Genomic DNA, 19,973 nt, shown 5'->3' on the forward strand with positions numbered 1-19,973 from the left:
GCAGGCCGAGCAGAAGGCCCGGCTGCTGCACTACCAGGACCTGATCAAGGTCGGCCTGACCGGGAACCTCGCCAAGTACCGCTTCACGGACACCGGCGGCAAGCAGGTGACGGGCGCCGAGGTCGACTACAACGGCGCCCCCGCCGGCTACGCGGACGCGCCCGGCGACGCCCTCGCCTACGTCGACGCGCACGACAACGAGTCGCTGTTCGACGCACTGACGTACAAGCTGCCGAAGAAGACGTCCGCCGCCGACCGGGCCCGGATGCAGGTCCTGGCGATGGCCACCGCCGCCCTCTCGCAGGGCCCGGCCCTCTCCCAGGCGGGCACCGACCTGCTGCGCTCGAAGTCCCTGGACCGCAACTCCTTCGACAGCGGGGACTGGTTCAACGCCATCCACTGGAACTGCGCCGACGGCAACGGCTTCGGCCGCGGGCTGCCCCCGGCGGCCGACAACCGCTCCAAGTGGGACTACGCCAGGCCGCTGCTGCGCACGGTCGAGGTCGGCTGCCCGCAGATCACCGGCGCCTCGGCCGCCTACCGGGACCTGCTGAAGATCCGCACGACCGAGAAGGCGTTCTCCCTCGGTACGGCGGCACAGGTCCAGGAGCGGCTGTCCTTCCCGCTGTCCGGGCAGGACGAGACGCCGGGCGTGATCACCATGAAGCTGGGCGACCTCGTCGTGGTCCTCAACGCCACCCCGCAGCGGCAGGAGCAGCGCATCGGCGGCCTCGCCGGTACCCGCTACCACCTGCACCCGGTGCAGGCGGCGGGCGCGGACGCGGTGGTGAAGACCTCCGCCTACGCGGCCGGCTCGGGCACGTTCACCGTCCCGGCGCGGACCGTGGCCGTGTTCTCCCGGGCGAAGAACTAGGGTGAGGCCGTTGCCGTAGAACAGGAGTGCGCATGCCGCAGATCACCGTCGACTATTCCGACCACATGGAGACCGCCTTCGACCGCCTGGGCTTCGCGCGGGCGCTGCACGAGGCGACCGTCGAGATCGCGGCAGCCAAGCCGGAGGCATGCAAGACGCTGTTCCGGCCCAACGGTGCGTACACCGCGTTCGGCTACGAGGACCCGGCGGAACACGCGCACGCCGTCGTGCACGTGACCGTCGGGCTCCTCGCCGGCCGCAGCCCCGAGACGAAGGCACAGCTCACGGAGGCCGTGCTGGAACTGCTGCGCCGGCACGTGGCGGAGGGGGACTTCACCCTGCACGCCTCCGCCGAGGTCCGCGACCTCGACCCGTCGTACCGGAAGTTCGACCGCTAGCGGACACCCGGGAAGCCCCGGGGGCGGGGCACCCGGGAATGCCGGGGGCGTTCAGGAACCGAGGGAGATCAGCCGGCCGACCAGCTCCGCGAAGGGGCCGTCGGCCGGCTCGTCCTTCACCATCGTGCGCAGCAGAGCGGCCATGTCCGCGTCGTAGGCGGCGCTGACGGCGGCCAGCGCGGCGAAGTCGTGGACGAGCTGCAGCTCCAGCTCGGCGCGGGGCACCCGCCGGCCGTCCAGCCACATCAGGGCCGTCGACTCGGCGAGCGAGATCCACGAGCGGATCACCAGCTCCAGACGCGGCGACGCCACGGTCACCCCCAGGTGCGACAGCATCTGCTCGTACGCGGCCTGCCGTACGGAGTCGATGAGCGCGTGGGTGGCCGAGACGTGCTCCTTCGCGCCGATGCCGTCCGCGGGTACCGCCGGTCCGCCGCGCATCAGGGCCGAGAAGCCGGGACCGTGATCGTCCACGAAGTCGAAGTAGCGGCGCATCACGCGCAGCAGCCGGGCGCCCAGCGGCCCCTCGTGCGGCTCGGTGAAACGGCCCGCCAGCTCTTCCGCCGCACGCTTCAACGCGGCCTCGTACAGGCTGAGTTTGCCCGGGAAGTAGTGGTAGACGAGCGGGCGTGAGATGCCCGCCGCCGCGGCTATCTCGTCGATGGAGACCTCATCGGGCGAGCGTCGGCTGAACAGGTCGAGCGCGACCCCGATCAGCTGCTGCCGACGCTCTTCGACGCCCATCCTGCGGCGAACCCCGATACTCATGCGAACACCTTACCGATCGAATTCGGCCGCTTGTGTTCACAGGTCGAGCACCAGACGATCGCTCCGGGCCCGGGACACGCAGATCAGCATCGAGTCACGCCGTTCCGCGTCCGTCAGCAGCTCGTCCCGGTGGTCGATCTCGCCTTCCAGCACCCGCTGTTGGCAGGTGCCGCAGAATCCCTGCTCGCAGGAGTAGGCGAGGTCGGGCAGCGCACGGCGTACGGCGGCCAGGACCGTCGAGTCGGGAGGAACCGACAAGATCCGCCCGCTGCGCCGCAGTTCCAGCTCGAACTCCGTGTCGCCGTCGGCACCGGCGCGCGGCGCGAACCGCTCCAGGTGCAGGGCCGCCCCCTCGGGCAGCGCCTCCTCCACCGCCGCCATCAGCCCCTCCGGGCCGCAGCAGTACACGGCCGTGCCCTCGGCCGGGTCCGCGAACAGGGCGGCCAGATCCGGCCGGCCGTCCTCGTCCTCGGCGACCACCGTCAGCCGGTCCCCGGCGAGCTCGCGCACCTCCTCCAGGAACGGCATCGACGCGCGCGTCCGCCCGCCGTACAACAGCCGCCACTCGGTGCCGTCCGGCAGGGACCGCAGCATCGGCAGGATCGGGGTGATGCCGATGCCGCCGGCGACGAAGACGTAGGCGGGCGCGTCGACCAGCGGGAAGCGGTTGCGGGGACCGCGCACCTCCAGCTCCATGCCCTCGGTGAGCTGCTCGTGCACCTCGCGGGAGCCGCCCCGGCCGTCCTCGACCAGCCGGGCGGCCACCGTGTAGGAGGAGGAGTCCTCCGGGTCGCCGCACAGCGAGTACTGCCGCACGAGCCCCGACGGCAGCACCAGGTCGAGATGGGCCCCCGGCTCCCAGCGCGGCAGGTCCGGGCCTTCCAGGCGGAGCCGTACGACCCCGTCGGCGATCGTCTCGTGGGCGGTGAGCAGCAGCTTCCAGGCCCGCGAGCGCGGCCGGCCGGAGATCGGGGGGTCCAGGGCGGGCAGCGGCCACAGCGGCGAGCCCTGGACCCGGCGGCGCAGGGCCCGCCGGGTGAGCAGGGCGGCGCCCGCGACGAGCGCGACGGTACGCAGCTTCGGCATCACGCGGCCTCCCGCTTCTCGGCGGCGAGCGCGGCGGGGGAGGCGGCCAGATAGGCCACGGCCTGGGCGGTGGAGCAGTCCTGGGACGGGTGGTAGCCGCGGCCGAGATAGCGGGGGACGGACCTGAGCATGTCGCCGGTGGCGGGCAGGGTGCCCTGCCGGCCGCGCAGATGGAAGTCCTTGAAGGACGCCTTGGCGTCGGTGAGGGTCGGATCGTTCGCCAGGAAGAAGCGGATCCCGCGCTGCCACAGGAACACCAGTGCCGAGAAGGCCGTCGCCCAGGTGCGCACCCGGCGCCGGTAGCCGCCGTCCACGTGCAGGAACAGATCGAAGGCCACCGACCGGTGCTCGACCTCCTCGGCGCCGTGCCAGCGCAGCAGATCCAGCATGGTGGGGTCGGCGCCGCGCCGGTCCAGCTCGGTGGCGTTGAGCACCCAGTCGCCGAGGAAGGCGGTGTAGTGCTCGATGGCCGCGATGATGGCCACCCGCTCCAGCAGCCACCAGCGGCGGGCCCGGCCCGGCGGCAGCGTGCGGTCGCCGAGCAGCTTCTCGAAGAACCAGTCGACCTGCGCGGTGTAGGGGGTGGGGTCCAGCCCCTGCTCGCGCAGGTGCGGCAGCACCTCGTCGTGGGCCTGGGAGTGCATGGCCTCCTGCCCGATGAACCCGACGACGTCCTCCCGCAGCCGGTCGTCCTTGATCAGGGGCAGCGCCTGCTTGTACACCTGCACGAACCACCGTTCACCGGCGGGCAGCAGCAGGTGCAGCACATTGATGGTGTGCGTGGTGAACGGGTCGCCGGGCACCCAGTGCAGCGGCGTGTCCTCCCACGAGAAGGACACGTTGCGGGCCTTGAGCGCTGTCCGCTCGGATTCCACCGGCCGAGGCTGCGTGTGAGACATGGCGTCAATGTACTGGCGGGTAGGGCGCCTGAGAAGCCCCGTGACGCACCTTGTTTACACTGGTGTCAACAGCGCTAGTGAAGCCCGCTGATCCGCCGCCCGTCCGTCAGGGTGCCCTTCAGGTCGGCCTGCGCGCCCTGCTTCGCCTCGACGGCCAGCAGCGGCCCCTGCCCCGACGCGGTGACCCCGCCGGTCGCCCGGACCGAGGCCGTGTCCTCGCCGCCCGCCGCCAGCAGGTACCAGGTCCCGGCCGCCGACTTCCACAGCACCCCGGCCAGCACCTGCGGATCGCGCGGCCCGCAGGCCGGCACGTCCGTGGCCCTGGCGACGGCCGTCCCCGCTGCCCGGTCCGGCGTACGGAACTGGGCCATCGCCAGCGTGCCGTCGCCGCGCCAGGTGTCCGCCCGGGTGCACACCCACGTGCCGGACCCGCTGCCGTCGGGCAGCGGCTGCTCGGCGTAGGCCCAGGCGTTGACGCTCCGCACGCCCGCGGAGCGCTCGGCCGCCAGGGAGCAGGCGAACGGCGCCCAGGTGCGCAGTGCCTCCGCGCCGGACGCCTCCTCCGGCGCCCCCGGCCGGCCGGCCGTGAGACGGGCCGGGACCAGCTCGCCCAGGTCGGTCGCGAGCCGGGTGCCGGAGGCGTCGGTCAGCTGGAGCACGGTCCACGAGGTGCAGGTGCCGGGCTGCATGGCCCGGCTGGCCAGTGGCGCGGTGACGCCGTCGGCGAGCGGGACCGGTGTCGCGGCCGAGTCCGGCTTCGCGAGGTCCCGCTGGGCCGCCTTGGTCACCCACGGGGCGATCAGATAGCGGACGTTGCTGTCGGCGCGGCCCAGGACCAGCGCGCTCGCCGTGGCGTCCGTCGCGCCGTCGACCCGGGCGAAGTCCAGGGCCGCGCCCCGGGTGCCGTCCTTCGGTTCGGCGTAGCGGACGAGGCGCAGGCCGTCGTGGAGGATCACCACGCGGGCGGCGTCGACCTCGCCCGCGTACAGCAGCTGGGGCGGGCCTGCCGGGCCGCCGGTCGGGGTGCCGGGCGTCGCCGAGACGCGGACCGTCGACCCGGGGCGGGCCCAGACGGCGAGGGCGCGCCGCAGCAGGGCCCGGTCACCGGTGAGCGGGCCGCGCGCGGGCCACACCGAGAAGTCGGTACGGGCCGAGGTCCGCCAGGCCGTGGGGGAGACCCGGGTCAGTTTCCCGGGGTCGAGGGCGGCCTCGGCCGCCGGGTTCTCGGCGTAGACGGGCGCGGCGGCGCCGTCGGGGCCCCAGCCGCCGCCCGGCAGGGCGACCAGCACACCGCACACCGCGAGCGCGGCGGCGGCGGCGAGGGCGGCCTTGGTGTGCTGGCGGCGGCGCGTCAGATCGGTGGGCCGGGCCTGCAGCGAGCAGGGGTCGAACTCGGGGGAGGCGAGCAGCGCCGGCTGGGCGGGCACGCTGTTCGCCGAGGCCAGCGCACCCCCGGGGTCGGCCACCCCGGCGGCCCGGAGGATCTCGTGGACGTCGGGGTCGGGCAGTTGCTCCAGGCCGCGCAGCACGTAGGCGGCACGGGCCGGGCCGGACAGGGCGGACAGCCGCTGGTCCAGGGCGAGTTCGTCGGCACCGCCGGAACGCGGGAACAGCCGCAGACCCCACACCTGGGGGAGCAGCGGCGGGAGCTGGGAGAGGCGCGGCAGACCGGTGCGGGGGCGGGCCGCCTCCAGGGCCGCCCGCAGGATCCGCTCGCGCAGCCAGGCGTACCCGGGGTCGCTCTCCGGGCCCGACGCCTGGGCCGGGAGCACGGACGGCTGCTTGCGGCCCCGGGGCGCGGAGCGCTGGACGAGGGCGTGTGCGGTCAGCACGCGGCGGCCCCGGCCGAGCCCCGGTGGCAGCACGAGGTAGGCGAGCCGGACCAGCCGGGGGTAGTGCTCGACGAGCGCGGCCTCGGCCTGCTCGACGTCGACCGGGCCGGAGGCGGGCGCGTGACGCTGGGCTACATCCTGTGACTGCACGTCCGGGAGAACGAGCCGGCCGGGGGTTGGTCACCCCCGGACGAGTGATTCACACCTCCGGCTCGACCAGGGCGCGCGCGTAGTTGGCCATCGACCGCTGGTAGCGCGGCAGATGGGGGGCCAGCGCGCCGAGCACGAGGGACAGGCCCTCGCGGTCCCGGCCGAGAGAGGACAGGCACAGGGCGAGACACGCCCGTACCGCGTCGTCCAACTCGTCCGAGGGCGCGTCCAGTTCGGGCGTGAGGAGCTTGACGCCCTCCTCCGCCTCGCCGATGTTCCGGAGCGAGCTGGACAGCTGGATCTTGGCCCGGCGCCCCTTGTACGGGCTCGCCTCGCCCAGGCCGCTCGCCAGCGCCTCCCGGTAGAGCGGCACCGCCCGGTCCGAGTGCCCGGTCGAGTCCCAGGCGCAGGCCCGCTCGAACGGGCCCAGCGGGCTGCCGTCCGGCAGCTCGGCGACGAGGGTGTCGATCAGCGCGCGGAACTCGTGCGCGCGCTCTTCCGGATAGTCGTCGAAGGAGGCCCAGGCGGCGGCCACGCGATCTTCCCAGCTCTGGTTCACCGGGTCACCCTCGCACATCCGTACGGGCGCGGACAGCGGATTTGAGCGCACCGCGCGCGGGAGCCGTATCCGAAGGGGCTGGGGCATGCTTGGCACATCAGGACCGGAGGAACAGATGAGGTTGACAGGACTGCTGCTCGGCGCCGCGGCCGTACTGACGCTGGCGGGCTGCGGCTCGGGCGGGGACGCCGACCCGGTGCCGCCCACCGCGACCGGCAGCCTGGAGCGTCTGGCCGCCGAGGTGAAGTGCAAGCCGAACCTGCAGACCGACGCCGACGAGATCCGCCAGGCCATCTGCCGCAACGGCGAGGGGAAGTTCATCCTCGCGACCTTCGCCACCGACCGTGGCCAGCGCGAGTGGATCAACGATGCCAAGGACTACGGCGGCCACTACCTGGTCGGCCGCAAGTGGGTCGCCGTCGGCGAGGACGGAGTGGTCAAGGCGCTGCGCGGCACGCTCGGCGGGGATCTGGAGAACGGCACCGACCACCACGCGCACGCCGGCTGACGCGGCCCGCGCGCACGACGAAGGCCGGTGACGGGAGGGGGGAATCGTCACCGGCCTTCTGACGTGCGCCCGTCCGGGGATCAGGCGCCCGTCACGGGGTCACGCGCAGTTCTGCCCGCGGTTGAGGCAGTTGGCGATCTTGTTGGCCAGACCGTTCTTCGTGACGCTGATGAAGTCGTCGTGGTCCGTGGCCGCCTTGTGCAACTGCTCCGGGAACCCGTCCACCGCGTAGGCGTTCTTCACCTGGCCGTTCTGCACGGTCGGCGGGTTGATGTTGTAGACGAGCCGCATGGTCAGTTGCGGGATCGCCTTGAAACCGTTCGGGCAGACACCGCTCGCCGGATCGGCGAAGGCGACATGCGTACGGTGGTTGGCGCTGTCGACGTTCTGGCCGTCCCAGCAGCTCTGGAAGGCGAACGAACGCACCACCTTGCTGCCCTGCGGGCAGATCGGGTACTGCTGTGTCAGCTGGACCTTGTTCTCGAACCCGGTGCAGCTCCAGTGCGCGTTGGCGTTGGCCAGACCGTTGGTGGTGGTCTTGGCGTCACCGGTGATGATGCGCAGGAACTGCGGCATCGCGACGACCTTGCTCGCCGGGCTGCCGACGTACTTGATCTGCGCCTGGACCGGGGTCAGGATCTTGCCGACGTTGCCTTCCTTGCCACCGCCGTCCCGGTTCTGGTCGAAGTCCTGGGTGCCGTCCTGGATGCGGACCACCGGCCAGTAGTACGACGACAGGTCGCTGCGGTTCTGGCAGCTGGTGCCCGCCTGCAGGAACGTGTTGTTGCTGGAGAACGCGTTGACCTTCTGGTTGCCGACGTAGTCGTGCAGGTGGTGCGCGCCGTTGGTGACACCGGGCGCCACGATCACGTTGTCGGTGTTGAAGTTCTTGTTGGCGTTCACACCGCAGCGTGTGGTGAACGTGCCCGTCGACGCGTTGTTGAGACGGCGCGGCTTGCCCTGGACGTTCGGCGCGACCTTGGTGATGTCCACGAAGTCGGCCGCGGCCGGGCCGTTGCCGGCCTGTCCGCCGACGTTCTGCTGCTGACCGGCGTTGCCCTGCTGCTGCCCGCCGTTCTGCTGTTGCTGGCCGCCGTTCTGTTGCTGCCCGCCGTTCTGCTGTTGCTGGCCGCCGTTCTGCTGCTGCCCGCCGGCGGTCGTCTGGTTGGCGGTCTGCGTCGTGCAGGCGGCGAGCTGCTTCAGCGCGTTGTCGAAGGAACCGCCGACCCGCTGGATGTCGATCCGGATCCGGTCGATCGTCGCGGCCCGCTTCTCCTTGAGCGGCCCGACGATCGCGTTCTGCACGAAGCTCGGATCGTTGGTCTGCGACTGCCGGGTGGAGGCGAGCCGGGCGTAGGCCTCGGTGATCTGCTTGTCGAGGTTCGCCAGCTCCGTCGCCACGCCCTGACGGGCCGCGTTGGGCACGTTCGTCAGCTTCTGGCCGACGTCCGGGCAGGAGATGGTCGCGGCCTGCGCCGTCGAGGCCTTGGTCTGGTTGCCTCCCCACGACTGGTTGCTCGACTCGTGCGCCGAGGCGTAGAAGTTCGCCCAGATCAGCCCGCCCCCACCGAGCGCTAGGGCCGCCGATGCGGCTATGGCCTTGGTGGCCAGCGGCGTACGGCGTTTTCGTGTGTTGCGTCCCATGGAACTCCTCTGACTTCCTTGCGGGGCAGCATCGAGGCGCCCGACAGGAGTGAAGCGGCGTCCTTCCATACGGACGCCGCCCCAGAGGTGTTCACCGGTCCCACAAATTCTCCGCAGAAACACGGGAGTTGGCAGGTCAGCGATCCCGGTCCAGATAGGCGATCACCGCCAGGACGCGCCGGTTGTCGTCGTCCGACACCTCCAGGCCGAGTTTGGTGAAGATGTTGGAGGTGTGTTTGGCGATCGCCCGTTCCGTCACCACCAGCTGCGCCGCGATACCCGCGTTGGAGCGGCCCTGCGCCATCAGCTCCAGCACCTCCCGCTCGCGCGGGGTGAGTTGGCCGAGCGGCCGGTCACCGGCCGACCGCCGGGACAGCAGCTGCTGGATGACCTGCGGATCCATTGCCGTACCGCCCGCCGCCACCCGTCGTACGGCGTCCACGAACTGCTCCGCGTCGAACACCCGGTCCTTCAGCAGATAGCCGATCCCGCCGTTGCCGTCGGCGAGCAGCTCGCGCGCGTACAGCTGCTCCACGTGCTGGGAGAGCACCAGCACCGGCAGTCCGGGCCGCGCCTTGCGGGCCGCGAGCGCGCACTGCAGGCCCTCGTCGGTGTGTGTCGGCGGCAGCCGGACGTCGACCACGGCGACGTCCGGTGCCAGCTCCGCCAGGGCCCGGGTGAGTTCGGGACCGGTCTCGACGGCCGCCGCGATCTCGAAGCCGAAGGCCTCCAGCATCCGCACCAGCCCGTCGCGCAGCAGGAAGAGGTCTTCGGCTAGGACAACACGCACGGGATCTCCATGGTCACCATGGTGGGACCGCCGGCGGGGCTGCTGACGGCCAGGACTCCGTCGAATGTACCGAGTCGGCGTTCGACCCCGGTGAGCCCGGAGCCGGCCCCGATCACCGCGCCACCCTGGCCGTTGTCGGTGACGGTGATCCGCAGCCGGCCGTCGGTGTGGTGCACGTCGACCCAGATCCGGTCGGCGCCGGAGTGCTTGACGGCGTTGGTGAGCAGCTCGTTGACCGCGAAGTAGCCGGCCGACTCGACGGGCGCGTCCGCGCGGCCGGGCAGCTCCACGGTGACCTCCGTGGCCAGGGGGAGCCGGAGCGCCAGCGCCCGTACGGCGTCGCCCAGCCCGCGTTCGGCGAGGACCGGCGGATGGATGCCGCGCACCAGGTCGCGCAGTTCGTCCAGGGCCTCCGCGGAGTTCCGGCGGGCCTGGGCGATCAGCTTCTTCGCCTGCGCCGGGTCCCGTTCGACCAGCATCTCGATGGTGCCGAGGTCCATGCCCATGGCGACCAGCCGGGCCTGGGCGCCGTCGTGCAGGTCCCGTTCGATGCGGCGCAGCTCGGCGGCGGAGGTGTCCACGGCGTCACGCCGGGTCTCGGTCAGTACCCGGACCCGCTCGGTGAGCGCGCCGTCGGGGGCGCCGTTCACGGCCCGGGTGAGCCGGAAGTGCGCGGTCAGCAGGGCCGGGGTGCGGCGCCAGCCGACGGCGAGGACCACGGCGGCGAGCGCGGCCGCGCCGAAGGCGCTCGCCTGGCCGGTCACCGGCACGAAGGCGTACCAGTAGGTGTCGCCCGGACCGCGCACGTACGCCCGCCACAGCCCGGCCGCCAGCAGGAACCCCTCGACCGGGAAGAACACCAGCACGGCCGGCACCAGCGCGGTGACGAAGCCCGCGGTCATGTCCACCGGCAGCCAGAGCACGTCCCGCCGCACCTGCGGGTCCCGGAGCAGGGCGAGCGTCCGCGTCCAGGGGGTGGCGCCCTGCGGCGGCGGCTGGTACGCCGCCGGGATGCGGATCCCGCACCACTGCGCCGCCAGCCTCCTGCGGGCGTCCGCCAGGGCCCGTACGCCGGTGAGGATCGCCGGAGTGGTGAGGAGCCCGATGCCGAGCGGGACGAGCGCGAGGGAGACGAGGGTCAGGACGAGGAACGCCACGCCGCACGGCAGCACCACGATGGCCAGCACCAGCCCCTGCACGGCGGCCAGCAGCGCCTCCCTGGCCACGATGCGGAAGTCGTCTCTCTTCTGGTCGGTGTTCATGCCGTCAGTCTCGCCGACGGCCGCGGGCCGGGTCAGTCGTCCGAGGGCCCCTCCCGGAGGGTGGTGCCAGGTACACCCCCGGCCCCGGCCAGGACCTTCGCCTCCGCCTCGGGGGAGAGACCCTTGTGGGTGCGGTCCGGCCGCTGGGGTGCCCGGCCGCCGATCTCGGTCAGCCACCGCCAGGTGTCCGCGACCGTCTCGCCCGCGGGCCGGCACCTCAGCCCGGTCGCGAGCGCCCGGGACACGTCCGCGCGGTGCAGCGCGTCGTACATCTCGCCGCCCGGCGGCACCCACACCGGCAGCTCGGTCCACGGCTCGATCCCGGCGTCCAGGATCACCCGCGGGTCGGTCCAGCGCAGCTCCGCGTCCGCGCCGGTGGCGTGCAGGCACGCCTGCAGCAGCTCGCCCATGGTGGTGTGGCCGGGCGGGCTCACCAGGTTGTACGGCCCGCTCAACTCCCGCTCCACCGCGCCGAGCAGCCAGTCGGCGAGGTCGCGCACGTCGATGTACTGAAGGGGCAGCTCGCGCGGGCCGGGAGCCAGGACCGGGCCGCCGCGGGCGATCCGGGTCAGCCACCAGGGCAGCCGGCCGACGTTCTCGTACGGCCCGAGGATCAGCCCGGCCCGGACCAGCAGCGAGTCCGCCGCGCCGAAGGCCCCGACGGCGGCCAGTTCGCCACCGCGCTTGTCCCGCCCGTACTCCGTCGCCCCGGCGTCGGCGGCGCCCTCGACCAGAGCGGCGTCCTCCGCGCTGCCGGGCGCGGGGGGCCAGGCGTACACCGACCGGCTGGAGACGTACACGTACCGTCCGGCCCGGCCGCGCAGCGACCGGGCCGCCTCGTGCACGGCACGCGGGGCGGCCGACCAGGTGTCCACCACCGCGTCCCAGGAGCCGCCGTCCGCCGCCAGCGCGGCGAGGCCGTCGGCCGCGGTGCGGTCGCCGTGCAGCGCCCGCACCCCGGCCGGGGACCGGTGCCGCCCCCGGTGGAAGACCGTCACCTCCCAGCCGCGCCCGAGCGCGGCCTCGACCACGGCCCGCCCCACGAACTCCGTACCGCCCAGCACAAGAAGTCTCATGCCGGTGATCGTGCCCGGTCCGGGGCCCGTGGGGCACGGGACTCTGCCGAGGGCAGAAGGGTCAGCGGCCGGTCGGCGGGGTGTACTTGTAGCCGACCCGGCGCACCGTCTGGATGGTCTGGCGGTGCTGGGCGCCCAGCTTGCGGCGCAGCCGGGCGATGTGCACGTCGACGGTGCGGCCGTCGCCGACATGGCCGTAGCCCCACACCGTGGTGACCAGCTGGTCGCGGGTGTGCACCCGGTGCGGATGCGCCACCAGGTGGGCGAGCAGCTCGAACTCCAGGTAGGTGAGGTCGAGTTCGCGGCCGTCGACGCTGGCGGTGCGCTGTACGGAGTCGATCCGCACCAGCGGCTCGGGGCCGGACTCCGCCTCGGTCTCCGGCCGGTCCGGGACCGCGACCGGGGCGAACGGGGGCCGCTGGTCGGCCGGGACCAGCACCAGGTAGCCGACCATCGGCGGCTGGCCGGGCAGTGCGGGCAGGGTGTGCTGCGGCGCGGGCAGCCACGTGGCGCCCGGCGGCAGGAAGTCCGCGACGTCCACCGTCTCGTCGCGGTCGACGGCGCGCAGCCGGTGCCGGCCGGGGGCGGTGAGCGTGGATGCGGAGGAAGCGGAGGAAAGGGGACGAGTGGTCGCCATGAGAGGTCAGCTCTTTCGCGCGAGGAGTTCGCCGGGTGGGACGACGGCCGCGATTCGTGGTCGGGCGCGCCGGAGGACGTACGTCGTTTCGCGCTGGCCGAAGGCCGGGGTGTACGGCTTTAGAGGGCCTGCGCGTTCATCGCGCGGCAACACACACGGTCGAAGTCGTGGTGCTGGCGGGAAGGCCAGAACGGCTCGAGGTCGTGACGACCCGTCGCGGTGATCTGCTGGAAGCCGGCCATGGGGCCATTGAAGCAGAGGCGTGCGGCGGGCAGGACCCTCCTCTCACTGCTCGGACGCTTCCTTGGCGTGAAATTGACGTTGCATCCGCCCGGACCCCCCGGTTTCCGCGCTGGTCAGGGGCACGATGAGGGCTCCGCCGTGTCCGGAATGCCGTCTCATTCCTCGGACAGGGGGGCGGCCAGGGGGTCACCGCGGCGCTCGCCGGGCGAGGTGGGGGACGGCGTGGGCGGAGGCGTCGTAGACGTCGCCCTGGTGGCACAGGGCGGAGACCGGCTCGTCCATGGCCTCCTCGCGCACGCCGGCGTCGGTGGACTCCCTCGCCCGCGGCGGTGCGGGGATGTCGTCGGCCGGTCCGTACAGGTGCGTGAGCCTCCCCCCGGTCGGGCCGCCCCTCCTCGATCCCCGCGGGGCGCACGATATGCGCGAGGGGCGCCCGCCGTGACAGCGGGCGCCCCTCGGGCGAAGCGGGACGGGTCAGACCTGGCCGGCCTTCTCCAGCGCGGCGCAGCAGGTGTCCACCAGCAGGCGGGTCACCACGTAGGGGTCGACGTTGGCGTTCGGGCGGCGGTCCTCGATGTAGCCCTTGCCGTCCTTCTCGACCTGCCACGGGATGCGGACCGAGGCACCGCGGTCGGAGACGCCGTAGGAGAACTTGTCCCAGGGGGCGGTCTCGTGCAGACCCGTCAGGCGCTCGTCGATGCCGGCGCCGTAGTTCTTGACGTGGTCCAGCGGCTTGGAGCCCTCGCCGAGCGCCTCGCACGCGGTGATGATCGCGTCGTAGCCCTCGCGCATGGCCTTGGTGGAGAAGTTGGTGTGCGCGCCCGCGCCGTTCCAGTCGCCCTTGACCGGCTTCGGGTCCAGGGTCGCGGAGACACCGAAGTCCTCGGCCGTGCGGTACAGCAGCCAGCGGGCCACCCACAGGTGGTCGGAGACCTCCAGCGGGGAGACCGGGCCGACCTGGAACTCCCACTGGCCGGGCATGACCTCGGCGTTGATGCCCGAGATGGCGAGACCCGCCTTCAGGCAGTTGTCCAGGTGGGCCTCGACGATGTCACGGCCGAAGATCTCGTCGGCGCCGACACCGCAGTAGTAGCCGCCCTGCGGGGCCGGGAAGCCGTTCTCGGGGAAGCCGAGCGGACGGGTGCCCTCGAAGAAGGTGTACTCCTGCTCGATGCCGAAGATCGGCTCCTGCGCGGCGAACCGCTCGGCGACCTCGGCCAGCGCGGCACGCGTGTTGGACCGGTGCGGGGTCATGTCGATGTCGAGGACCTCGCACAGCACGAGGATGTCGTCGCCGCCGCGGATCGGGTCCGGGCAGGTGAAGACCGGCTTGAGCACGCGGTCCGAGGAGTGGCCCTCCGCCTGGTTGGTGGAGGATCCGTCGAAGCCCCAGATCGGCAGCGCGTCGAGACCGGCCGGTGCACCCGTGATGATCTTCGTCTTGGAACGGAGCTTGGCCGTCGGCTCGGTGCCGTCGATCCAGATGTACTCAGCCTTGAAGGTCACGGGGGCCACATCCTTCGGGGTGGGTCGGGCGCACTTGCGGGTGCTGCGGCGCTGCGGCACTGGGGCGCCGCTCGATCTGCCGCGCAGCCTGTCAACGGGCCGTTTCCCGGTCATTGCTCGTATGTGAACCCCGTGTTACCTGGAGGTTCTGTGCCGCGGATCACGTTGTGAGTCGTCGGCGGGCGCGGTATCGGCCCCCTGTGCGGCGGCTGTCCGCACGCCGTCCAGGAAGTCCCGGACGGCGGCCCGCTGAGGGGCGTCGTAGCCGCGCAGCAACTCCACCGACCGCTCGATCAGCGGCCCGAAGAAGGCCCAGCCCAGTGCCACGGCGCTCTCCTCGACCTCCGCGACGACCTTCCGCCGGTCCTGCGACCCGCGCACCCGGCGCACGTGCCCGGCCCGCTCCAGCCGGTCGACGAGCGCGGTCGTACCCGCCGAGTTGAGCCCGAGCAGTCCCCCGAGCCGCCCGAGGCTCATCTCCTCACCCGCGCGCCGGGCGTCCATGAGCGCGATCAGGGCGCGCACGTCCGTCGGGTGCATGCCGTGCAGCTGCGCGAACCGGGCGCTGTGCAGGCCGAGTTCGACGACGACGGCGCGCAGCAGGTGGACGATCTCCAGCTCGGGCCCCGGGGCGGGGCCGGACGGGGTGGACAAGAGGACCCTCCCGGTTATCATCTCGCTCGGCGAATATCTTGCTGAGCGAGATAATAAGGGGGCGGTGCCATGCACGGACACGACCAGGACGCGTTCCGCGCGGCCTACGACGCGGTCCTGGCGAAGTGGCCGGCGGACCGGACGGCGCTGACGGTCGCCACGCCCTTCGGTGAGACCCGGATCAACACCTGCGGCCCGCGCGACGCGCCCCCGCTGCTCCTGCTCCCGGGCGGCGGCGGGGCGACCTCGGCCTCGTGGTACGCCCAGACCGCCGCCCTCTCCCGGACGCGCCGGGTGCTGGCCGTCGACCTGCCCGGTGCCCCGGGACGGAGCCCGGCCGGCGACCGTCACCCCCGTACGGTCGCCGACCTGACCGACTGGCTGGACGCCGTACTGGACGGCCTCGGTGTCGAGGCGGCCGACGTCGGCGGGCACTCCTACGGCGCCTGGATCGCCCTGCACCACGCGCTGCGCGCGCCCGCCCGGGTGCGCCGCCTGTTCCTCCTGGACCCGACCCAGTGCTTCGCCGGGTTCAAGGCGGCGTACCTGCTGGCTGCCCTGCCGATGCTGGTGCGGCCCACGCCCCGCCGGGTCCGCGCCTTCCTGGAGTGGGAGACCGGGGGCGTGCCCCTGGATCCCGACTGGCTCCGCCTCCAGGAGGCGGCCGCCGGCTTCCCGTCCCGGAAGCCGGCGACGGGCCCGCGCCCGGCAGCGGACGCGCTGCGCGGCCTGCGGGTGCCGGTCCTGCTGCTCGTGGCCGCGAACAGCAGGACCCATGACCCCCGTGAGGTGGTGGCACGGGCCGGGGCGCTGCTGCCGCACGCGAAGACCGCCGTACTGCCGGACGTCTCCCACCATGCGCTGCCGCAGGCCGCGCCGCCCGCTCTGACCGGACACCTCACGGACTTCCTGTCAGCTCCCTGAGTCTCACCCCACCTTCTCGATGACCGCGCGCCGGATGAGGAACTTGCCCGGTTCCCGGACCTGTTCGAAGGCGGCGTTGTTGAGCAGGACGCAGCTGCCGGAGACGGAGGTGACCTTCACCGTGGTGGACTTGTTGTTGTCCAGGTTGGTGACCTTCAGGGTCGTCCCCGCGGGGAACTGGCTGCTGGACGCGGCCGGGGCGCCGCCCTCGCCGGAGAGCGTCACGGTGGAGCCCTTGCACACCTGCTGGCCGGAGGCCGCGGCATCGCCGCCGGCGGCTCCGGCGGCTCCGGTCTGCGAAGGCTGGGCGCTCTGCTGGGCACCCCCGGCCTGCTGGCCGGCACCCTGCTGGCCGGCACCCTGCTGTGCGCCGCCCTGCTGGCCGGCGTTGCCGTTCTGCGCCCCCTGGGAGTCCTGAGCCGACTCCCCAACGGTGCATCCGGCGGCCTTCTGCTGGACCTCGATCTGTTTGATGACCGCCTCGCGGTTGGCGATCCGGGCCGCCGACTGCGCGTCCGGATTCGCCTTCTGGTCCGCGATGAACTTGTCGTTGTTGCCGTGGGCCGTGGCCAGCCCCTGGCAGACGGTCGCGTTCCCGGCCGACAGCGTCTTGGCGTTCTGCGGGCTCTGCGCGGCGTTCGAGGTGGCCGCCAGGGCGAAGGCTCCGCCGCCCGCCACCGCCGCGGCGCTGACGAGCAGCGCGATCTTCTTCTTCGTGCCGAGAGTTCTCCTGCGCGACATGCGCGCCTCCTGAAGAGGTAGGGGAGCGTACGCCGCTATGTACGAGATACCGAACGGGGTTGCTCAGCGCTCGCGTGAGCCGCCTGAGTAACCTGCGTCACAGCAGAAGTGAGGAACCGTCAGCTCTGGTTGTGGGAGATGGCCTCCCGTACGGCCTCCTCGGTACGGGCCACCAGCGCCGTTCCGTCGTCCGCCGTGATGATCGGGCGCTGGATGAGCTTGGGGTGCTCGGCGAGCGCGGCGATCCACCGGTCCCGGGCGCCCTCGTCCCGCGGCCACTCCTTCAGCCCCAGCTCCTTGGCGGCCGCCTCCTGGGTGCGGGTGATGTCCCACGGTTCGAGGTGCAGCCGGTCGAGCACGGCCCTGATCTCGTCCTCGCTCGGCACGTCCTCCAGGTAGCGGCGGACGGTGTACTCGGCCCCTTCGGCGTCGAGCAGGCTGATCGCGCTGCGGCACTTCGAGCAGGCCGGATTGATCCAGATCTCCATGCGGAACACGGTACTCGGCATCGGTTCTGTTCGAATTCACGACACCTCGGCAGCCCCCTCGCCCTCGCCTGTGACAGCACGTCAATTTCTGTGGTCACCTGCGACTTTGCCTCCTCCCGGGAGCCCCCGATTGTCAGTGGCCGCCGGTAGACTGGAAGCAGTGTTCGAGGGAAGTCGCCGGAGCCCCGGGGACCGCCCGACCGCGACAGGAGGATGCCTGTGCCCGCTGCCGCCCTGAAGCCGAAGCCGTTGCCGACCCAGTCCACCGTCAAGCGTCCCGTGCTGTTCGACTCGCCCTACGAGCCCGTGGCGAAGCGACCGCTGCCGGCCGGCCGGCCGCGCGAGTGGTACGTCTCGCACAACCGGCGCCTGAAGGCCATGCGCCTCGCCATAGCCCTTCTCGACTCCGGGGTCCATCTGCCGGACCAGGCCCGGAACGACACCATCCGCGACACGGCCGAGCGGATCGGGATGCGTCCTCCGTCCGACACCACCTGCCACATGGTGCGGGCGCTGATGCGGTACTCGCGCTGAGCGAGCCGGGACGCCGGGTGCCCCGCCCCGGGCGGGGCACCCGGCGCCCTCATACGGTCAGCTCCCGCTCCAGCGGTGTCCGGAAGCGCGGGGTGATCCGGGTCGACCCCAGCCGGTCGCCCAGCCGCTCGGCCTCCGCCGCGACCGCGTCCGCGGCCTCCCGGCGGACGCCGTCCTCCGGGATCCGCCAGACGATCCCGCCGTCCGCGCGCTGGGCCCAGCCGCCCACCACCCGGCCGTTCCACCACACCGTCGGGCCCACGTTGCCGCTGCGGTCGAAGAGCAGCGGGCGCAGCGCCGGATCCAGATACCAGTCACGCTGCCGCCAGGCCATGGCCGTCGGGTCGAGCGCGGGCAGCAGCGCCGCCCAGGGCTCCCCGGGGGCCGCCACCGGGTCCGTGTCCCCGTCGGCGACGTACCCCGGGCCCTCGTCCAGCGCGACCTCCCGGGCCTCGATCGCGGACAGCGCACGGCGGACCTCCGTCACCCGCCAGCCGGTCCACCACTTCAGGTCCGCCTCCGTCGCCGGCCCGCACGCCCGCAGCCAGTGGCGCAGCAGGCCGGCCTGGGCCTCGGTCACGTCCAGCTCGGGGTGGGGCGGTGCCGGCGCCCAGCGGAACAGGCTGGACGTCCAGGAGCCGAGCGGCCGGCCCCGGACCACCTTGCCCTCCACCCCCAGCACGCGCAGCAGACGCGTCGAGACCGTGTGCACGCCCTCGTAGCTCTTCCCGGCCGCGTACACGAACTGCTCGCGCAGGCGCGGCTCGTCCGCCGCCAGCTCGGCCGCCGTCGCCTGACCGCGCCGGGCCAGCGCGGCGAGCGTGGCCTCCTCGACCTCCGCCAGCCAGGCCGCGTCCGGGGCACCCGCGCTCGCCATGTCCCGCAGCAGGCTCGCGCGCTCGCGGGCGGCCACCGCCAGGCCCGTCGAGGCGTGGACGACGGCCGTCAGCTCCGCGGGGAACACGAACACCGTGTGCCGCATGCCGTGCATCCGCACCAGCGTGCCGTCCTCGTACAGCGCCCGCTCCGTCTCCGGCACCCCCTTCGCGGGGTCGGTCAGCCGGGCCGCCACCGCCAGGTGCACCGTCGCCGGGTCCGTGCCGTGCAGGGCCACCAGGGAGGCGGCGACCTCCTCGGGGGTCCCCGCCCGCGCCGTGCCCGCCAGACGGTGCCGCAGGGCCAGCCGGGCCCGCCGCTCCGCCACGTCGATGTGCCGCCGTCCGACCGTCATGCCGGCCCCCTGCCTCACGATGTCCTGTCGCCATCCTCGCCGACGCCACTGACAACCGGCCCCCTGTTCCGGCGACGCCCGTCCGGCAGGGAGGCCCCTGGCGACCGCCCGTCCGGCAGGGAGGCCGGTGTTCCGGCGACGCCCGTCCGGCGGGGCGGTCGCGGAACGCGCCCGCCGGCCGGGCCCGAAAACGGGATGCACCGACGGTCACCCCGTCCCTACGCTGAGCAAGCGGAGGCGAAACCGGCACACCCGCCTCTTCCCGCACCCCACTCACCCCACGGAGGTCCGTCATGCGTGGCATTCTCGCGACCGGGACCCTCGTCCTGGTGATCCTCGGAATCGGAGACCATCTCTGGTGGCTCGCCGCCGTCGCGCTGCTGTATCTGTACGCGACGCTCGGACGCGGCTCACCCGGTACGACCCCGCCGGCCGGCTCCGGCGCCCTGCCCGACAGCTACCGCGCCTACCGGGAACGCCGGGACCGGCAGGCCAAGTGGGAGCGCCGCTACCGTCGTGAGCGGCCCTTCGAGACCCGCAGGCAGCGGGAGAAGACGCGGTGAGCGGGGGCGTCGCCGGCCGTCACAGGCCGGGGGCGCCCCACACCGGGAACCAGCGGCCCAGGTCCGGCTCGATCCGCAGATCGTTCTCGAGCACCGCCTTCAGCTGCAGCTCCAGCGCCGTGTCCCGTCGCTCGGCGGCCCCGGGCAGCGGGGCGAACGGATAGAACGTGCCGCGCTTGTAGAGGTAGACGAGCGCCAGCTTCCGGCCGCGGTCGTCGGTGAACGCGGCCAAAGAGCACAGCAATTGCGGGCCGAAGCCGTTGATCTCCAGCGAGCTGTTCACCGCGTGCAGGTCGTTGACGAGCTGCGGCAGCTGGTCGGGGGAGCGCCGGGACACCAGCCAGGAGTAGCCGTACCCGTCCCGGCACAGCTCCACCGGCGGGCCGGTGCGGTCGGTGTCCGCGTCCAGCAGCGCCCGCACCTCGCGGTGCGTCTGCTCGAAGGCCGCGCCCTCCACCGTGGCGAAGCACACCGCCCCGCCGCCGGTCGGCGTGAAGCCGGCCGCCACCTGGAGCGTCACGGCAGCCGACGGCAGGGCGAACAGCTGGTCGAGATCGGGCGCGACCGGCCGCGTACGGCCCAGCAGGATGTCCAGCAGCCCCACCA

Annotated in this window: 23 protein-coding genes; 6 read left to right on the top strand and 17 right to left on the bottom strand. The window is 72.9% G+C overall.

Features of this window, described 5'->3' with window-relative positions; genetic code table 11:
* Positions 1-874 (top strand): alpha-1,6-glucosidase domain-containing protein (locus ACZ7KF_RS27035; RefSeq protein WP_471080135.1); only part of this gene is annotated, 874 nt, incomplete at its 5' end.
* A 32-nt stretch (positions 875-906) separates the two neighbouring features.
* Positions 907-1,272 carry a 5-carboxymethyl-2-hydroxymuconate Delta-isomerase gene (locus ACZ7KF_RS27040; protein WP_471080138.1) on the top strand — a complete coding sequence of 122 codons (366 nt, stop codon included), beginning with the start codon at positions 907-909 and terminating at the stop codon, positions 1,270-1,272.
* A 51-nt stretch (positions 1,273-1,323) separates the two neighbouring features.
* On the opposite strand, the gene ACZ7KF_RS27045 is transcribed toward ACZ7KF_RS27040, so the two are convergent.
* The 5 genes from ACZ7KF_RS27045 to ACZ7KF_RS27065 form a co-directional block, all read right to left on the bottom strand.
* Positions 1,324-2,016 carry a TetR/AcrR family transcriptional regulator gene (locus tag ACZ7KF_RS27045; RefSeq protein ID WP_471080737.1) on the bottom strand — a complete coding sequence of 231 codons (693 nt, stop codon included), beginning with the start codon at positions 2,014-2,016 and terminating at the stop codon, positions 1,324-1,326.
* Between the two features lie 60 nt (positions 2,017-2,076).
* Complete coding sequence (locus ACZ7KF_RS27050; RefSeq protein ID WP_471080140.1) at positions 2,077-3,126, bottom strand: PDR/VanB family oxidoreductase; 1,050 nt, start codon at positions 3,124-3,126, stop codon at positions 2,077-2,079.
* Complete coding sequence (locus ACZ7KF_RS27055) at positions 3,126-4,025, bottom strand: metal-dependent hydrolase (RefSeq protein ID WP_471080143.1); 900 nt, start codon at positions 4,023-4,025, stop codon at positions 3,126-3,128. The genes ACZ7KF_RS27050 and ACZ7KF_RS27055 overlap by 1 nt, the downstream gene beginning before the upstream one ends.
* Before the next feature lie 74 nt (positions 4,026-4,099).
* Entirely contained in the window at positions 4,100-6,007 is a 1,908-nt protein-coding gene (locus tag ACZ7KF_RS27060; protein ID WP_471080146.1) for a hypothetical protein, read from the bottom strand.
* Positions 6,008-6,056: 49 nt separating this feature from the next.
* Complete coding sequence (locus tag ACZ7KF_RS27065) at positions 6,057-6,584, bottom strand: tetratricopeptide repeat protein (RefSeq protein ID WP_471080740.1); 528 nt, start codon at positions 6,582-6,584, stop codon at positions 6,057-6,059.
* Positions 6,585-6,681: 97 nt separating this feature from the next.
* Between ACZ7KF_RS27065 and ACZ7KF_RS27070 the strand changes: the two genes are divergently transcribed.
* Positions 6,682-7,074: a hypothetical protein gene (locus ACZ7KF_RS27070; RefSeq protein WP_471080149.1), complete on the top strand. Its 393-nt coding sequence runs from the start codon at positions 6,682-6,684 to the stop codon at positions 7,072-7,074.
* A gap of 99 nt (positions 7,075-7,173) precedes the next feature.
* On the opposite strand, the gene ACZ7KF_RS27075 is transcribed toward ACZ7KF_RS27070, so the two are convergent.
* From ACZ7KF_RS27075 to ACZ7KF_RS27110, 8 genes are all read right to left on the bottom strand, one after another.
* A complete protein-coding gene (locus tag ACZ7KF_RS27075; protein WP_471080151.1) occupies positions 7,174-8,718 on the bottom strand; it encodes a DUF1996 domain-containing protein in 1,545 nt (514 codons plus the stop codon).
* A 136-nt stretch (positions 8,719-8,854) separates the two neighbouring features.
* The gene (locus ACZ7KF_RS27080) at positions 8,855-9,508 is read right to left on the bottom strand and encodes a LuxR C-terminal-related transcriptional regulator (protein WP_471080154.1); all 654 of its coding nucleotides are present in this window, start codon (positions 9,506-9,508) and stop codon (positions 8,855-8,857) included.
* Complete coding sequence (locus tag ACZ7KF_RS27085) at positions 9,493-10,770, bottom strand: sensor histidine kinase (protein WP_471080157.1); 1,278 nt, start codon at positions 10,768-10,770, stop codon at positions 9,493-9,495. Before ACZ7KF_RS27085 ends, ACZ7KF_RS27080 begins: the two co-directional genes overlap by 16 nt.
* Before the next feature lie 32 nt (positions 10,771-10,802).
* Positions 10,803-11,846: an NAD-dependent epimerase/dehydratase family protein gene (locus tag ACZ7KF_RS27090; RefSeq protein WP_471080160.1), complete on the bottom strand. Its 1,044-nt coding sequence runs from the start codon at positions 11,844-11,846 to the stop codon at positions 10,803-10,805.
* Between the two features lie 61 nt (positions 11,847-11,907).
* Positions 11,908-12,483 carry a winged helix-turn-helix domain-containing protein gene (locus ACZ7KF_RS27095; RefSeq protein WP_471080163.1) on the bottom strand — a complete coding sequence of 192 codons (576 nt, stop codon included), beginning with the start codon at positions 12,481-12,483 and terminating at the stop codon, positions 11,908-11,910.
* A 119-nt stretch (positions 12,484-12,602) separates the two neighbouring features.
* Positions 12,603-12,725, bottom strand: a complete 123-nt coding sequence (locus ACZ7KF_RS27100) for a hypothetical protein (RefSeq protein ID WP_471080166.1) — start codon at positions 12,723-12,725, stop codon at positions 12,603-12,605.
* Between the two features lie 475 nt (positions 12,726-13,200).
* Positions 13,201-14,232: a glutamine synthetase gene (gene glnII / locus ACZ7KF_RS27105; protein WP_225822626.1), complete on the bottom strand. Its 1,032-nt coding sequence runs from the start codon at positions 14,230-14,232 to the stop codon at positions 13,201-13,203.
* Positions 14,233-14,367: 135 nt separating this feature from the next.
* Positions 14,368-14,886, bottom strand: coding sequence for a MarR family winged helix-turn-helix transcriptional regulator (locus ACZ7KF_RS27110; protein WP_471080170.1), 519 nt, complete (start codon positions 14,884-14,886; stop codon positions 14,368-14,370).
* 69 nt (positions 14,887-14,955) lie between these two features.
* Between ACZ7KF_RS27110 and ACZ7KF_RS27115 the strand changes: the two genes are divergently transcribed.
* Entirely contained in the window at positions 14,956-15,810 is an 855-nt protein-coding gene (locus ACZ7KF_RS27115) for an alpha/beta fold hydrolase (RefSeq protein ID WP_471080173.1), read from the top strand.
* A 3-nt stretch (positions 15,811-15,813) separates the two neighbouring features.
* Here the strand turns inward: ACZ7KF_RS27115 and ACZ7KF_RS27120 are convergent, their stop codons facing one another.
* Together ACZ7KF_RS27120 and ACZ7KF_RS27125 are read right to left on the bottom strand one after the other, a co-directional pair.
* Complete coding sequence (locus ACZ7KF_RS27120; RefSeq protein WP_471080176.1) at positions 15,814-16,551, bottom strand: hypothetical protein; 738 nt, start codon at positions 16,549-16,551, stop codon at positions 15,814-15,816.
* A gap of 119 nt (positions 16,552-16,670) precedes the next feature.
* On the bottom strand, positions 16,671-17,039 hold the full coding sequence (locus tag ACZ7KF_RS27125) for an arsenate reductase family protein (protein WP_471080179.1): 369 nt from the start codon (positions 17,037-17,039) through the stop codon (positions 16,671-16,673).
* 219 nt (positions 17,040-17,258) lie between these two features.
* Here ACZ7KF_RS27125 and ACZ7KF_RS27130 point away from each other — a divergent pair, with 219 nt between their 5' ends.
* Positions 17,259-17,573 (top strand): hypothetical protein, encoded by a 315-nt coding sequence (locus ACZ7KF_RS27130; RefSeq protein ID WP_471080182.1) that lies wholly within the window; start codon positions 17,259-17,261, stop codon positions 17,571-17,573.
* A gap of 49 nt (positions 17,574-17,622) precedes the next feature.
* Here the strand turns inward: ACZ7KF_RS27130 and ACZ7KF_RS27135 are convergent, their stop codons facing one another.
* A complete protein-coding gene (locus ACZ7KF_RS27135; protein WP_471080185.1) occupies positions 17,623-18,804 on the bottom strand; it encodes a winged helix DNA-binding domain-containing protein in 1,182 nt (393 codons plus the stop codon).
* Between the two features lie 293 nt (positions 18,805-19,097).
* Between ACZ7KF_RS27135 and ACZ7KF_RS27140 the strand changes: the two genes are divergently transcribed.
* Entirely contained in the window at positions 19,098-19,367 is a 270-nt protein-coding gene (locus ACZ7KF_RS27140) for a hypothetical protein (protein WP_471080188.1), read from the top strand.
* Positions 19,368-19,386: 19 nt separating this feature from the next.
* On the opposite strand, the gene pspAB is transcribed toward ACZ7KF_RS27140, so the two are convergent.
* Positions 19,387-19,971 carry a PspA-associated protein PspAB gene (gene pspAB / locus ACZ7KF_RS27145; protein ID WP_471080743.1) on the bottom strand — a complete coding sequence of 195 codons (585 nt, stop codon included), beginning with the start codon at positions 19,969-19,971 and terminating at the stop codon, positions 19,387-19,389.
* Positions 19,972-19,973: the final 2 nt, after the last annotated feature.

It is taken from the genome of Streptomyces sp. NPDC038200 (genome assembly GCF_055600785.1).

Excerpts from the sequence above, each read along its gene's own strand:
- ACZ7KF_RS27040 (WP_471080138.1), top strand. The coding sequence starts at position 907 with ATGCCGCAGATCACCGTCGACTATTCCGACCACATGGAGACCGCCTTC.
- ACZ7KF_RS27045 (WP_471080737.1), bottom strand. The coding sequence starts at position 2,016 with ATGGGCGTCGAAGAGCGTCGGCAGCAGCTGATCGGGGTCGCGCTCGAC.
- ACZ7KF_RS27050 (WP_471080140.1), bottom strand. The coding sequence starts at position 3,126 with ATGCCGAAGCTGCGTACCGTCGCGCTCGTCGCGGGCGCCGCCCTGCTC.
- ACZ7KF_RS27055 (WP_471080143.1), bottom strand. The coding sequence starts at position 4,025 with ATGTCTCACACGCAGCCTCGGCCGGTGGAATCCGAGCGGACAGCGCTC.
- ACZ7KF_RS27065 (WP_471080740.1), bottom strand. The coding sequence starts at position 6,584 with ATGTGCGAGGGTGACCCGGTGAACCAGAGCTGGGAAGATCGCGTGGCC.
- ACZ7KF_RS27070 (WP_471080149.1), top strand. The coding sequence starts at position 6,682 with ATGAGGTTGACAGGACTGCTGCTCGGCGCCGCGGCCGTACTGACGCTG.
- ACZ7KF_RS27075 (WP_471080151.1), bottom strand. The coding sequence starts at position 8,718 with ATGGGACGCAACACACGAAAACGCCGTACGCCGCTGGCCACCAAGGCC.
- ACZ7KF_RS27085 (WP_471080157.1), bottom strand. The coding sequence starts at position 10,770 with ATGAACACCGACCAGAAGAGAGACGACTTCCGCATCGTGGCCAGGGAG.
- ACZ7KF_RS27090 (WP_471080160.1), bottom strand. The coding sequence starts at position 11,846 with ATGAGACTTCTTGTGCTGGGCGGTACGGAGTTCGTGGGGCGGGCCGTG.
- ACZ7KF_RS27095 (WP_471080163.1), bottom strand. The coding sequence starts at position 12,483 with ATGGCGACCACTCGTCCCCTTTCCTCCGCTTCCTCCGCATCCACGCTC.
- ACZ7KF_RS27100 (WP_471080166.1), bottom strand. The coding sequence starts at position 12,725 with ATGGCCGGCTTCCAGCAGATCACCGCGACGGGTCGTCACGACCTCGAG.
- ACZ7KF_RS27115 (WP_471080173.1), top strand. The coding sequence starts at position 14,956 with ATGCACGGACACGACCAGGACGCGTTCCGCGCGGCCTACGACGCGGTC.
- ACZ7KF_RS27120 (WP_471080176.1), bottom strand. The coding sequence starts at position 16,551 with ATGTCGCGCAGGAGAACTCTCGGCACGAAGAAGAAGATCGCGCTGCTC.
- ACZ7KF_RS27125 (WP_471080179.1), bottom strand. The coding sequence starts at position 17,039 with ATGGAGATCTGGATCAATCCGGCCTGCTCGAAGTGCCGCAGCGCGATC.
- ACZ7KF_RS27135 (WP_471080185.1), bottom strand. The coding sequence starts at position 18,804 with ATGACGGTCGGACGGCGGCACATCGACGTGGCGGAGCGGCGGGCCCGG.
- ACZ7KF_RS27140 (WP_471080188.1), top strand. The coding sequence starts at position 19,098 with ATGCGTGGCATTCTCGCGACCGGGACCCTCGTCCTGGTGATCCTCGGA.